This window comes from Puniceispirillum sp. (SeqCode), from assembly GCF_965657105.1.
GTDB lineage: Bacteria > Pseudomonadota > Alphaproteobacteria > Puniceispirillales > Puniceispirillaceae > Puniceispirillum.
In genome coordinates this window covers 1-13,155 of the sequence record NZ_CBFHNB010000060.1, presented here as the reverse complement: position 1 = coordinate 13,155, position 13,155 = coordinate 1, and the positions used below count along the sequence as shown (strand labels likewise).

The window sequence follows — 13,155 nt, the reverse complement described above, 5'->3', positions numbered from 1 at the left end:
ATTTGAAGTTACCGCCACAGTGATGGATGTGATGGGCGCAGGCCGTGTTGGCGTGCGGCTATCCCCCTATCTGAATGACCCTGAAACAGGCACGCCAAGCGCCACCTATTTTGGTGCCGAAAGTGATGATGCCGAAGCAATCTATAGCCATGCGGTGCGCGGCCTGAATGATTTTGATCTTGCCTATCTGTTATTGACCGAACCACGCGTTGGCAGCATGGCTTCGGATCCCGAAAGCGATCAGGGCTATCATCATCCTTTGGCATTACGCCATTACCGGACATTATATAACGGCATGCTGATGGGGGCTGGAGGATTCACCCCGCTGACAGCTGCCACCGCTATCGAGCAGAATGCCTATGATCTGATTGCCTTTGGGCGGTGGTTTATCTCAAATCCGGATTTACCTGATCGCATTCGCCATGGTCATGATCTAACTATCTATGATCGTGCGACATTTTACAGCGGGTCAAGCGCAGGGTACACCGACTATCCCGATAGCCATGATCGCGCCAAAGCCGCCGGTTACAGAATGATCGCCATTGCCAATGTGGGGGCGTCTCTGCCCAAGCTCAAGCAGACCTCAGATAAGATAAAATAAGATAAGATAAGCAATCGGCATTTTTGAGACTCTAATATTTGCCATTTTGTGACAGCATGCTATTGATGAACATTACCATTCGAGGAATTGACCCATGCAGCTATTCTACACCACAGCATCGCCCTATGTCCGCAAAGTTATGATGAGCGCCCATGTGCTTGGTTTTGCCGATGATCTGACACTTGAAACGGTGGATTGGGCAAGCCCAGACGGCATCGGCAAACTTGCGCTCAACCCGCTTGCCAAAGTGCCGGCCTTGATTACTGACGGCAAATTGATCGCCGATAGCCGGGTTATTATGGAATATTTTGATATTCGCGCGGGGGGTGGCAAAATCATCCCGAATGATCCCGAAACACGCGTCGATGTCCTAAGCCAGGCCGCCTTGATCGAAGGCATGATCGACGCCAGCATCCTGATTGTCTATGAAACACGTCTGCGTCCCGAGAACATGGTGATGGACAGTATTATGCAGCGTTATCGTGACAAGATTATCCGTGGCCTTGGCATGGTTGGCGCCACCACCACCAGCTATGACAATGGGTCGATGCCGACAGTTGCCGATATTGCGCTTGCCGCCTTGCTTGATTATCTGGATTTCCGCAACATTGTGGCATGGCGTGACCATGCCCCGCATCTTGTTGACTGGATGGCTGGTTTTGCCGCCGCTGTTCCGGGCTATCAGGATACTATGCCCCATGCCTGATAGCACCAGATACAATCGACAATCAGTCAAGTTCGGCTGATTGAGCCCACAGATTAATACCGGCATCTGATGCAAATCTGTCGATTTCGGCCAGTTCGTCAGGGCTAAAGGCAAGATTAGCAAGTGCCCCCACACAATCGACGATCTGTTCAGGGCGGCTGGCCCCGATCAAGGCAGTCGTCACCGGACTAACAGTTCCTTGATCCCGCAATGTCCAGGCAACCGCCATCTGCGCCAATGTCTGGCCACGGTTTTTCGCAATCGCATTCAGCCCTTCGATCTTGGCCAGATTTTCAGGTTTCAGAAACTCAGGCAAAAATGATCCGCCGACCGAGGCGCGGCTTGTCGTTGGCACCCCGCCCAGATATTTATTGGTCAACAGGCCTTGCGCCAATGGCGAGAAAATAATAGAGCCTGCCCCCACCTCATCAAGCGTGGATAACAATCCGTCTTTTTCAATCCAGCGATTCAGCATCGAATAGCTTGGCTGATGTATCAATAAAGGCACGCCCATATCGGCAAGCATAGCCGCAGCTTGCTTCGTTCGCTGGGTATTGTAAGACGAAATACCGGCATAAAGCGCTTTACCCGAATGCACGGCATGCGCCAATGCGCCCATGGTTTCTTCCAGCGGGGTCGAAGGGTCAAAGCGATGTGAGTAGAAAATATCCACATAATCCAGCCCCATGCGCTGTAATGACTGATCTAGGCTGGCCAGCAGATATTTACGGCTGCCCCATTGACCATAGGGCCCCGGCCACATGTCATAACCAGCTTTGCTGGAAATAATCAGCTCATCACGATATGGCTTGAAATCAGTCCGCAGAATCTCGCCAAAGGCGGTTTCGGCACTGCCTGGCGGTGGGCCATAATTATTTGCCAGATCAAAATGCGTGATCCCAAGGTTAAACGCGGTGCGGCACATCTCGCGTTTGGTCGCATGATCGGTGGTTTCACCAAAATTGTGCCACAAGCCTAGCGAGATGGCCGGCAGATCAAGACCACTGTGGCCACAACGCCGATATAGCATATCGTCATATCTTTGTTCATTGGCTGTCCATGGTGTATACGTCGTTGCACGCGGCATCGTGATGTTCCTTGCAGATAGGCTAAAACGTCCGGATTATGAAACCCATCAAAATGATAGATTAAAATAAAGCTAATAGGCACATTTGTCACGGCTAAGTTGGTTGCAATCAGTCCTCACACCAGCAATGATGGATATATTGGCTCACCTCTTTATCCGGAAATTACATGCGTCCTGTCGCTAGCACACCGTCACAAACGTCCCCAAACGATATATCACAAACTCCGCAGCGCATTTTGATACTGGGGTCAGCCCCAAACAGCCTGCAAGCTGCCAGCTGGCCACGTGAATTGTTTGACAAGATTGTTGTCATTAACAATGCCTGGCGTATTCGCGATGACTGGGATGATATTATCTATCCCTATGACTTTGCACCCGAAAACATGCCACCACAGATAGAACCGCATCAACGGATCATCGATGAACATGCCTTTGTGCCGATCCAGAATGATTATGGTGGCTTTGTTTATGCGGGGGCGACAATGGCCTTCACTGCCGGCTATTGGGCACTTGGCCATTACAAGCCCGCCGAAATCGCCTTCATGGGTTGTGATATGCATTATCCCAATACAGGTAATACACATTTCTATGGCACCGGTTCGCCCGACCCCCTGCGTGATGACATCACCTTGACCTCACTCGAGGCTAGTTCGGCGCGCCTTTACAGTCTGGCCGCACTACAAGGCTGTCAGCTATTCAATCTATCTGACGGCATATCTCGACTTTTATTCCCGCGCATGTCGATCGCCGCTTTGGCCTCGGGTAACAGGCAAGCCCCTACAATCGTGATTGATGAAGACCAGATTGGCACCGCCCTAAACCGCGAAGCCCAGCTTGATTATTACGTGCCAAGTGGCCGCTATTGGGACGATCTCAGTCAGTTTGACAAAGACGCCTTGATGCAACTGGATACGCTATGGATAAACACAATCAAAGATACGGCAGAAACATCATGAAAATGCAAAAGATCATGCATAGGAACATTGAATTCTGACCTAGAACACCTATTTCATTAGATAATAAAGATATATTGTAACTCAAAAATGGTGCCAGATACGTGATAAAGTCGATTGTAGCTGTTGGACAAAATGGTGAAATTGGCTTTGAGGGCAAGTTACCCTGGGAAGGCACCTTCATTGAAGACCAGCAATGGTATATGGACAACACACTAAACGCTGTTCGTATTGGCTGTTTTGGTTCGATCAAAACCATCGATGACGAACGTGCATTCTATATCGTCAGTGCGCGTGACATCGTCGCACCAGGTAGCCTTGGCATCTATAACTGGCAAGAAATGAAGCCGCATGAGATACTTGCTGATGTTCAGGCCAGACATCCAGATCAGGATGTTTTCGTCGTTGGCGGCGTACCGTGGTATGAATCCAGTGCCTATGCTGTCGATCAATTACTGATCACCCGGATCAACGGTAGCTATGTGCATGATCGCGCTGTCAATCTGGATATTTTGTTACGTGATCGCAATTGTATAAAGTCTTGGCAAGGTCAAAAAGCGCCCGATCTACGCTTTGAAATATGGGAATAGGCTACTTTGACAAGTTCATTCATTTCATCCATAACAAAAAATATTGCTTTGGACTTAACAATTACTTCTAATCTGTAAACTGCGACAAAAGAAACCTTGTATTATAGCCACCGGAACACCAATATCGTTTCTTCAAAATTACCTTACCGTATAATGAGTATAAATTAAATGATGACACCATACGACGCTAATGACGAAGCCGTTTCTCAAGATGCTGATGCAGACCTTACAAAGGTGACTGGCGGGCCATCGCGTGAGGAAGCCGAAGCCGCTGTAGAAGTGCTGTTGCGCTGGGCTGGTGACGACCCCACTCGTGAAGGTCTTGTTGGCACCCCTGGCCGGGTAGCACGCGCTTGGAAAGAATTCTGCGTTGGCTATACCGAAGACCCTATGGAAATGCTTGAGCGTACGTTCGAAGAAGTCGAAGGTTATGACGATATGGTCATGTTGCGTAATATCCGCATGGAAAGTCATTGCGAACATCACATGGTGCCTATTCTGGGCGTTGCGCATATCGCCTATATGCCTGACAAGCGTGTTGTTGGCATTTCCAAGCTGGCACGTGTGCTTGACAGCTTTGCCCGTCGTCTGCAAACACAAGAGACACTGACCGCCCAAGTCGCAAACTGTATTCAAACAGCTTTAAACCCAAAAGGCGTGGCCATTCTGATGGATGCCCAGCATCAATGTATGACCACCCGCGGGGTGCGCAAACCTGATGTATCAATGCTGACAACGCGCTTTACGGGCGTGTTTGAAAGTGATGCTGATTTACGTGGGCGTTTTCTGGATCAAGCCAAGCGCGGCTAACACCGCGCTTTTCCCTTTATATATTGCTGGGCATTCAGTGCTAGTCACGACCTAGGCTTTGCTTTCGTCAAGCACCTAAACTGGCCAGAGATACGATGCCAGCACCACAGCATATATACCCCCACACAAGGCCAAAGCCAGAAACACCGCCGCACTACCATAATCCTTGGCGCGCTTAGATAGCCCATGATGGTCGAATGAAATCCGGTCAATGGCCGCTTCGACACTTGAATTGAGCAATTCCACAATCAGAACCAGCACTACGGACGCGATCATCACTGTCTTTTCCATATAGGTGACAGGCAGATAGACAGCCACCGGCACAAGGATCAACGCCAGAATAAGCTCTTGGCGAAATGCGCTTTCTTCATTAATGGCAAATACCAGACCGGCAATGGAATTTTTCGCCGCCCGCATTGCGCGGCTAACGCCTTTGTTACCTTTATGTGGGTTATCGATAATATTATATGTCGTGTCGCCACGGCTTGCGACAAGGTGACTTTCAAACAAAGACGTTGCCGCATCCCACGAAAAGGTTTCGGCATAGGCACGCACCTTATCGCGTGGCAAGGTCAAGGCCGCTTCACAAGCCACTTTCAAATCATGATCCAGAACACCGCCTTGTGGTGCCTGTGGCGTTTCCGGCACCCCTACAACATCAATTGGGCCAGTAACCGGAAAGGCAGCAACAGGCAGTCCACAGGCCATCGCTTCCAGCAAAACAAGACCAAAAGTATCTGTTTTACTGGGAAAAACGAACACATCTGCAAGATTATAATAATAAGGCAACTCTTCTTTATTCTTGGCGCCAATAAAATTGACATCGGGATATTTGGCTTTCAGCTTTTTCATCGCGGGGCCATCACCAACAACCCATTTTTCACCATCCAGATCAAGCGATAGAAACGCGTCCAGATTTTTTTCAACCGAAACTCGACCAACCGACAGATAGATTGGTTTTTTATTCGGCTTGCGCTTATCATCTGGGGTGAATAAATCCAGCTCGACACCGCGAGGCCAATAGACCGGATTACCCACCTTCCATGTCTGCAAATCCTGCATAACTGTCGGGGTGGGTGCCATGACTGCTTTCGAATGTTTATGAAACCAGCGGATAAACATATAGGTTAATGATAGAGGGATCAGCGTGCGCGAATGAACATATTCGGGAAAGCGCGTATGATAGGCTGTGGAAAAATTCAGATCATGCCGCACCGCATAATTACGCGCAGCCATCCCCAGCGGCCCCTCGGTAGCAATATGCAGAATATCGGGCGCAGTCTCACGAATAATTTCGGCAACCCGCGCGCTAGGGAACAACGCCAGCCGAATTTCCGGATAGGTTGGGCACGGGAATGATCGGAACAGATCAGGTGTAATCATCGTGACCTCATGCCCGCGGCTGGACAGAATATTGCGCGTATAGGTCAAGGTGCGCACAACCCCGTTGACTTGCGGATACCAGGCATCGCTGACGATCAGTATTTTATATTGTTTTGCGGCCATTACCTTAACGCGGTTAATGCTTCAGTCAGGGACTGCGGCACCGCCTCTCCCTTAGTTGCATCCTTTGCATCACGCGAATCATTGCTACCATCGGCAACCGCGCGTGCGTGCGTATCGTTTATAAAAGGGTAAAGCGCTACAAAATTGTTCCATTCGAGAATTTCGATACGCCCGTCATGATGCTCAACCAAAGCCGATAATGACTCGACCCAATCACCGTCATTGCAATAGGTAATGCCGTCAATATCCCGCATTTCGGGTTTGTGGATATGGCCACATACAACACCATCGCAATTTTTGCGCTTGGCCTCGGTAACAATCGCCGTTTCAAAAGCCGATATAAAGGAAACTGCCGATTTGACCTTTAGTTTAAGATATTGTGAAAATGACCAATAAGGCCAGTTGAAAAACCGCCGGCCAATATTAAGCCAGCGATTCATAACCAGCAGGAATGTATAGGCATAATCCCCAAGATAGGCCAGCCATCTTGCATGCTGAATCACATTGTCAAACAGGTCGCCATGCACAACCCATAAACGCTTTCCATCGGCTGTTTCGTGAATAAAGTCACCATGTATCTGCACATCACCAAATGAAAGGCCGTAATAGCTTCGCGCCGCCTCATCATGATTGCCCGGAATATAATAAACTTGGGTGCCATGCCGCGCTTTGCGCAACAGCTTTTGCACGACATCATTATGTATCTGCGGCCAGTACCAGCTTCGTTTTAGACGCCAGCCATCAATAATATCGCCGACAAGATACAACGTTTCCGATTGAGTATATTTCAGAAAATGTAAAAGCTCGGCAGCTTTCGACCCTTTAGTGCCAAGATGCAGGTCCGAAATCCAGATCGTACGGTATTTGCTAATCTCAGGATACATATCCACACCCAAACAAGCTTTACTGATTGGGGCAGACATTGCGACCATAGCGTGACAATATTGTTACAAAAATTTTACATTTTTATAACAGATACATGGCTTGATATTGCCATGCCATCAGCCAAATAGCTGCTTAAACACAAGCCCCAGTGCCACCAGCATCAAAAAACTGCCAATCGATAGATCACGATAGCGGTTTGGCCCGATCAACAGCCTTTTCACCACTGGGCTACTGGCCAGCAATACGATCCCGACATAGACAAGCGTATCAATTGTACCAGCCACCAATGCCATTTGCACATGCACAAGGCTGGATTGCCCGGGACTCAGAAACTGGCTGAATACCGACAGGAAAAAGATCGCAATTTTGGGATTCAAAATGGCAATCAGAAACCCATCGCGAAACATATGGCCAAGCGGCAAGGCTTTGGTGTCAGTATCTAGGGAAGCGGGACGAAGCGCACTGGAAAACAGTTTCCAGCCGATATAAAACAGAAAACAGGCACCTAGAAACTGCAACACACCCAGCGCTACCGGACTGGCAAGCAGCAAAAGCCCCAGACCGGTTGCCGAGGCCAGCGCGTATAATGACACACCAATGCCATGCCCAACTGACGCCATGAAACCGGATGCTTTGCCACCTTCACGCATACAGGCCAGAATGACCAGTAAGCTTGGCCCTGGAGACATCGCGCCCATCAGACATATCAAAACCAACGATATCCAATCGTGAAACAACATAACTGAAATTTATCCTTTCACGCCTCTGATATGCTTAATGCGCTATGGCTATCATGTAACGAACAGGGCAAAGCCAAACGCCATCGCAACGCCAAAGATAATATGTGCGGCCAAAGCCAGCCCACATACCTTGACTGGGTTGGGTGTTTTACGCGCCACAACCCCTTTCCCAAGACAGGGCAAAAATATAAACCATGGCACAACCACACTCGCAGCCCCGAAATAGACCCCATCCAGCCATGTAATACCAAACCAAGGCGTCTGATACATCAGCCCCGCATAAATAACGCCATACCCAATCGACACCACATAATGCAGCGTCCAGCCTGCCGCAGCTTCATTTTTTATAGCGGCTGTATCATCAAGCTGATCATTGACAAAACGACCCGTACTGAGCCCGACAATCAACCAGCGTCCAACCACCCCCCAATTGGTGGCGGGAATGCCGACAAGACGTTGCAGAGCTATCTGCCACAAATCCAGAACGATACAGGCGAAAACGCCAGCTAGAATGATTGTCAGAAACATGCTCATGGGAACCTGCTTAAATGGCATTGCCTAAATGACGTTAACTATTTGGCGTTAATCATATGACGTTAACTGAATGACGTTATATGAAAAGCATTAAAATATAATTTCGACAGCTTCGCCTGTTTCAATATCATAAGCAACCGCCCCGCCACTAGACACACTCATCCCCGTCATGGCGCTGATCGTCACAAAATGGGTCACCATCAGGACAGGCGCAGACGCACTATCCAGTCCAGCTAAAAACTGGCGCAGGCTTTGCAGCGTTGCGGCGCGCGGAACAATCCCTTGATAAAACGAATTCAAACCAGGCAAAGGCGTCACCGAACCCTGGTCAAGCAAATGTGCCGTTTCCAGACAGCGACACCATTGGCTCGAATAAACTGCACCAAATGATATGCCCGCACTTGTCATCGCCATCCCCAGATCACGCGCTTGCTGCTGCCCCACATCATCAAGATTACGCTGAGTAGCACAGACTGATATTTCAAAATTTCCGGGATCGCCAGTACCTGGTGCCAGAGCATGTCGCATAAACAGCACTTGTCCGAAAGGCGCCTTGGCATATTCGGTAACTGTCATGGTTGCGGCCAATAGCGGCCCCGTCGCACAAAAAATAAAAGCGCTAAAAATCAATGCGCTGAAAGTTAATTTCATATTCTGTATCACCTGATAAACCCCGCTGCAAAAATATACCCAAACTGGTTTTATATTATAGCCAAGGGGTAAGACATTTGCTATACGAAGGATAATCTTAGCGAATATCCCTCATTGGAAATGGAGACGACCTTGTTTCAAAAAGGCGATATTTTACGTGACAATGGTACTGGACAGTTTTTAGAGGTCATGGGCACAAAGATGCTCATGGGCATCACTCATTTTGAGCTAAAAAATGAGACTACATTGTCCTATTTAACATTATCTGAGCATGGCATAAAAATTCGCTTTACCCCAGCTGGACGTAACGAGTCATAAACGGCTAAAGCTTTGTCGCAGGCTATAAATAGCTTTTGATGATGCCCCTGATAAAGGTTAGTGAAATTTGATCAACGCCAGCTCGCTATGCGCTAGACTGGCGGCGTCAGATTAAGTGAAGCTGAGATATTTTCGTGCCCGATCCTGTTGGGTTTGAGTCCATAGATCTGTGATGAGCGATGATATCTGTCATATATTTACCGCATATTCTTAATTACTAATATTCAAACATTGGTTGAATTCATTGCTGTAACGATGAAAATAAACAATTATATTATAATAAAAATTATATTCTTGAGGTTAAAATAAAGTAAATGAAAAATATAAACACAACTATAGGAGGTAATAATGGTCGGCAATTTAAATGCACTGACCACGATTTTTCCCCATTTTGGCGGACTAGAGCTTGAATCAGGCGCGGCCAATCTGGCCTGGTCCGAAAATATGGCCACCAATCTTGATGATCGCATAACTGGCGTTTTGTGAGCGGCATTCCTACTGTTTTCATGGACAGCCGCGTCCATTGTGTCGGGATCGGTTATCGAGCTGATCCGGTCAAGTGCCTTTTGGGTGCATGCCATACTTATTGGTTCGGTGTTCTGGATCATCGATGCGGCATGGGGGCTGGCATTATGTCGGCTGGATGGCATCGCATACAGTTCAAAGCCGAAACCAATGAGCTGGATCAGGCGTCAAAGACTAATGACTCATTAAAGGTCAAAAGCTTTATCAGCGACTATTAATGACCATAAACACCAAAGAAAAAGGCAGCATGCGCTGCCTTTTTTGGTATCCGACCTGTGCTTCAAACCTCTATGACAGGCTGGCAAGCAAGGCTTTTAATTTCTTTTTGCTTTTGCCCATCGCCTTGGCTTTGGCAATGTCATCCTTATTTGACAGATCACCGTCAACAACAACCAGTCCGATCATGCCCATGCCTTTATGCGGGGTGCACCAATAGTAATAGATACCTGGCGTATCAAAGGTGATTGCGGCTTCCTTGCTGTTCTTTGACTTGAATTTCATACCGTTTGGCGAGGCGATGATTTCGACATTATGCCCTTTAGACGAAGGCACCCATGTCACGGTATCACCACTTTCGATCATGGCAATTTCTTGGCTATAGACCATCTTGTTACCATCGGCGTCTTTATTCAGCATTTCAATGGTTGTATCCGCAGCAATAGCGGGGGTGACGAATAACGCAATCAATGCGCCTAGCATAAATTTCATAAACATATTCCTTACAAAGATGACAGCACTATTACCCAACAAGGCAAACGATGCGTAGTGACTGGAAACATGGCGTGTGCCGACCCAACGCACAATGCGACGCATCGTCTCATCCTGATCAAACGTCACAATCTATAGCAAATCCATTTGTCACCCAGATTGCCCGATTGACCCCACCCAGCGCTTATTGTTAGGTTCGATGCATGAAAAAATTTGCGTCTGATATGATTGATACGGCGCGCGACGCCTTGGCTGGCCGCGTCATCCATACCCCCGTCCTGCCGCTGGAAAGCAGCAAAATCGCACCCTATATTCCGGCTGATACAAAGCTGTTTATGAAGCTCGAATTGTTCCAGCATACAGGCTCGTTCAAGGCGCGCGGGGCCTTGCTTGGTGTTGACTGGCTTGATGATGCGCAAAAGGCCAAAGGCGTCGCCACCTTCAGTGGCGGCAATCATGCGCTGGCCACCGCTTGGGCAGCCCGTAAACAGGGCATTAGCGCCAAAGTCCTGATGACCGAAGCCGCCGACCCAATCCGCATCGAAGGCTGCCGCGCACTGGGCGCCGAGATTGTTCTGGTGCCTGACATGGCACGCGCCTTGACTATGCTTGACGCGATTGCCGCCGATGAAGGCCGGCACATACTGCACCCTTTCAATGATGTGAATATGGCCTATGGCGCGGCTACATGCGGCGCTGAATTTGTCGAAGACGCCCCACCGCTTGATATCATTGTTCTGCCGGTTGGCGGTGGCGGCTTGATTTCGGGCATGGCCGCGGCGATCAAGCGGCATAATCCCGAGATCACCGTGATTGGCGTTGAGCCAGAAGGTGCCGATAGCCTGCGCCGAAGTTTTGCCACTGGCACCCCTGCTACGCTTGACCGGATCGTTACCATTGCCGATAGTCTGGGCGCGCCAATGGCCATGCCTGAATCCTTTGCGTTGGCACGCCAGAATGTCGATGATATCGTGCTTATTGATGATCGTGCGATGGCCGAAACCATGTTGCTGATGCGTCATGCCCTCACACTCGTTGCCGAGCCTGCCTGCACCGCATCACTGGCTGCTGTTTTAGGGCCATTGCGTGATCAGGTCAGGGGAAAGTCCGTTGGTGTGTTGGCTTGCGGCTCGAATATCAGCCCTGATCGCTATGCCCGCTATACTGCCGATGCGACTTTGCCCGCACTGTAAATTCAAATAGATACTAGCCTCAAATAGATATGTAAATTCAGATAGATATATATACCCGCATATAACTCTAGGCCATATGAAACGCCATACGTCGATAAGACACCACAGCATGCCACACAGCCGCCTCACAGCATGCCCCAGACGCCAAACATAATGCCACAGCCGCCAATCGGCGCATTTGACAAAATTCCTTACCTCTACTGAGTCTCATAATGCAACCTAATGCTAAGCTTTGACGCCGTTATTTTTGCCAGATGGTTGTTATCTCTGCTTATGATGAGGCGACATCATGCTGGTATCCCGCTGTCTTCTGCTGGTTCTGTTTGGATATATATTTTACGCCGCTTTTGGCGTTATCGGCTGGTGGTCACTGCCGCTTTTTTGGTTGCTCTGCGGACTTATTGATGTCAGCCGCCGCCACCAGATCACGCCCCGCTTATGCCGCGATTACTTTTTGGGCAAGGGCTTATTAACCTAGTTTTTATCGCCTTTGAATCTGCTGGCTGACCTGCTATGCGAGGCCACGCCGCATGTTCTGACGCTAGATTCCTACCCTGCCGCGCATCAGGCCGAGATCAAAGCGGTGCTGGCAGATTTCGACCGCTATAAAGGCCAGATCGAACAGCGCATCAAAGCGCAATCCAGCGCACAAAGAACCAAGCTGTTCTTTTCATGGAATGGCCAGCAATAACGCCAGCCATATCATTTATCTAACCAAGTGGCAGGCCTGACGTCATCAGTCTGCCTGACACTTTGGTTTATGTTTTGGGTAAGCTACAAACGAGCTGTTAATCGTGTTCACCGCCAACGCCGCGGGCCAGCGCCACAAAGCGATTTGGCTGGATACGTGCCGTTTGGAAGGTTGCAACCGTCACAACGATGCCAGAAATCACCAAAGCATGGGCAACAGCCGAGACACCAAATACGGTGATAGACCCCGTACTCATGGCGAAAATAATGCACCACATCCACGCTAGAACCTGCAGCACGATATGTCTGACCTGAATGTCTGGAATATGTTTCAATGGGTTATGGTCATGTTCCATAACGACATTCCATAGACTTAGAATAAATGTTTTCATCTCGGTATCCCCCTAATGAAAACAACCTATTGTAAATTAAATTGGCAGTAAACAGACTTATTAGATAATGTTTTTTGCTGTTTTGGCAATAATGCAAATCTAGCTTCATTCCCCCGTGACCTTGGGCCAATGGATCGCCTTTCCATTCCTATGCACGGCCTTGTCCTGCACGGCCTTAATCGCTTTCGCCCCCGCTTATGATGTCAGATCGATAACACCGGATGGGGGATAGAGGAAGAAAGGTGTGGGGTGTGGGTGGGTGGATG

General features: G+C 48.8%; 14 protein-coding genes and 3 pseudogenes. 9 read left to right on the top strand and 8 right to left on the bottom strand.

What is annotated here, in order from left to right; genetic code table 11:
• Positions 1 to 601: pseudogene (locus ACTF7Q_RS08685) on the top strand (hypothetical protein); the annotation flags it as partial.
• 94 nt (positions 602 to 695) lie between these two features.
• Positions 696 to 1,307, top strand: coding sequence for a glutathione S-transferase family protein (locus ACTF7Q_RS08680; protein ID WP_438997447.1), 612 nt, complete (start codon positions 696 to 698; stop codon positions 1,305 to 1,307).
• A 22-nt stretch (positions 1,308 to 1,329) separates the two neighbouring features.
• Here the strand turns inward: ACTF7Q_RS08680 and mgrA are convergent, their stop codons facing one another.
• Positions 1,330 to 2,394, bottom strand: coding sequence for an L-glyceraldehyde 3-phosphate reductase (gene mgrA, locus ACTF7Q_RS08675; protein WP_438997446.1), 1,065 nt, complete (start codon positions 2,392 to 2,394; stop codon positions 1,330 to 1,332).
• Between the two features lie 167 nt (positions 2,395 to 2,561).
• Here mgrA and ACTF7Q_RS08670 point away from each other — a divergent pair, with 167 nt between their 5' ends.
• The 3 genes from ACTF7Q_RS08670 (at position 2,562) to folE (ending at position 4,747) form a co-directional block, all read left to right on the top strand.
• On the top strand, positions 2,562 to 3,350 hold the full coding sequence (locus ACTF7Q_RS08670; RefSeq protein ID WP_438997445.1) for a hypothetical protein: 789 nt from the start codon (positions 2,562 to 2,564) through the stop codon (positions 3,348 to 3,350).
• Between the two features lie 101 nt (positions 3,351 to 3,451).
• On the top strand, positions 3,452 to 3,937 hold the full coding sequence (locus ACTF7Q_RS08665) for a dihydrofolate reductase (RefSeq protein ID WP_438997444.1): 486 nt from the start codon (positions 3,452 to 3,454) through the stop codon (positions 3,935 to 3,937).
• A 168-nt stretch (positions 3,938 to 4,105) separates the two neighbouring features.
• Positions 4,106 to 4,747: a GTP cyclohydrolase I FolE gene (folE, locus tag ACTF7Q_RS08660; protein ID WP_438997443.1), complete on the top strand. Its 642-nt coding sequence runs from the start codon at positions 4,106 to 4,108 to the stop codon at positions 4,745 to 4,747.
• Positions 4,748 to 4,822: 75 nt separating this feature from the next.
• On the opposite strand, the gene ACTF7Q_RS08655 is transcribed toward folE, so the two are convergent.
• From ACTF7Q_RS08655 to ACTF7Q_RS08635, 5 genes and pseudogenes are all read right to left on the bottom strand, one after another.
• Positions 4,823 to 6,253, bottom strand: coding sequence for a diacylglycerol kinase (locus ACTF7Q_RS08655; protein ID WP_438997442.1), 1,431 nt, complete (start codon positions 6,251 to 6,253; stop codon positions 4,823 to 4,825).
• 149 nt (positions 6,254 to 6,402) lie between these two features.
• Positions 6,403 to 7,176 (bottom strand): annotated as a pseudogene (locus ACTF7Q_RS08650) (UDP-2,3-diacylglucosamine diphosphatase); the annotation flags it as partial.
• A gap of 78 nt (positions 7,177 to 7,254) precedes the next feature.
• Positions 7,255 to 7,836 carry a LysE family translocator gene (locus ACTF7Q_RS08645; RefSeq protein WP_438997441.1) on the bottom strand — a complete coding sequence of 194 codons (582 nt, stop codon included), beginning with the start codon at positions 7,834 to 7,836 and terminating at the stop codon, positions 7,255 to 7,257.
• A 93-nt stretch (positions 7,837 to 7,929) separates the two neighbouring features.
• Entirely contained in the window at positions 7,930 to 8,412 is a 483-nt protein-coding gene (locus tag ACTF7Q_RS08640) for a DUF2938 family protein (RefSeq protein WP_438997440.1), read from the bottom strand.
• 90 nt (positions 8,413 to 8,502) lie between these two features.
• Positions 8,503 to 9,063 carry a histidine phosphatase family protein gene (locus tag ACTF7Q_RS08635; RefSeq protein ID WP_438997439.1) on the bottom strand — a complete coding sequence of 187 codons (561 nt, stop codon included), beginning with the start codon at positions 9,061 to 9,063 and terminating at the stop codon, positions 8,503 to 8,505.
• A 132-nt stretch (positions 9,064 to 9,195) separates the two neighbouring features.
• Here ACTF7Q_RS08635 and ACTF7Q_RS08630 point away from each other — a divergent pair, with 132 nt between their 5' ends.
• The gene (locus tag ACTF7Q_RS08630; RefSeq protein ID WP_438997438.1) at positions 9,196 to 9,381 is read left to right on the top strand and encodes a hypothetical protein; all 186 of its coding nucleotides are present in this window, start codon (positions 9,196 to 9,198) and stop codon (positions 9,379 to 9,381) included.
• Between the two features lie 381 nt (positions 9,382 to 9,762).
• Positions 9,763 to 10,027: pseudogene (locus ACTF7Q_RS08625) on the top strand (ammonium transporter); the annotation flags it as partial.
• A gap of 167 nt (positions 10,028 to 10,194) precedes the next feature.
• Here ACTF7Q_RS08625 and ACTF7Q_RS08620 read toward each other — a convergent pair.
• The gene (locus ACTF7Q_RS08620; RefSeq protein ID WP_438997437.1) at positions 10,195 to 10,719 is read right to left on the bottom strand and encodes a plastocyanin/azurin family copper-binding protein; all 525 of its coding nucleotides are present in this window, start codon (positions 10,717 to 10,719) and stop codon (positions 10,195 to 10,197) included.
• A gap of 98 nt (positions 10,720 to 10,817) precedes the next feature.
• Between ACTF7Q_RS08620 and ACTF7Q_RS08615 the strand changes: the two genes are divergently transcribed.
• Both ACTF7Q_RS08615 and ACTF7Q_RS08610 read left to right on the top strand, forming a co-directional pair.
• On the top strand, positions 10,818 to 11,807 hold the full coding sequence (locus ACTF7Q_RS08615; protein ID WP_438997436.1) for a threonine ammonia-lyase: 990 nt from the start codon (positions 10,818 to 10,820) through the stop codon (positions 11,805 to 11,807).
• Positions 11,808 to 12,297: 490 nt separating this feature from the next.
• Positions 12,298 to 12,498, top strand: a complete 201-nt coding sequence (locus ACTF7Q_RS08610) for a hypothetical protein (protein WP_438997435.1) — start codon at positions 12,298 to 12,300, stop codon at positions 12,496 to 12,498.
• A 97-nt stretch (positions 12,499 to 12,595) separates the two neighbouring features.
• On the opposite strand, the gene ACTF7Q_RS08605 is transcribed toward ACTF7Q_RS08610, so the two are convergent.
• A complete protein-coding gene (locus tag ACTF7Q_RS08605; RefSeq protein WP_438997434.1) occupies positions 12,596 to 12,889 on the bottom strand; it encodes a hypothetical protein in 294 nt (97 codons plus the stop codon).
• Positions 12,890 to 13,155: the final 266 nt, after the last annotated feature.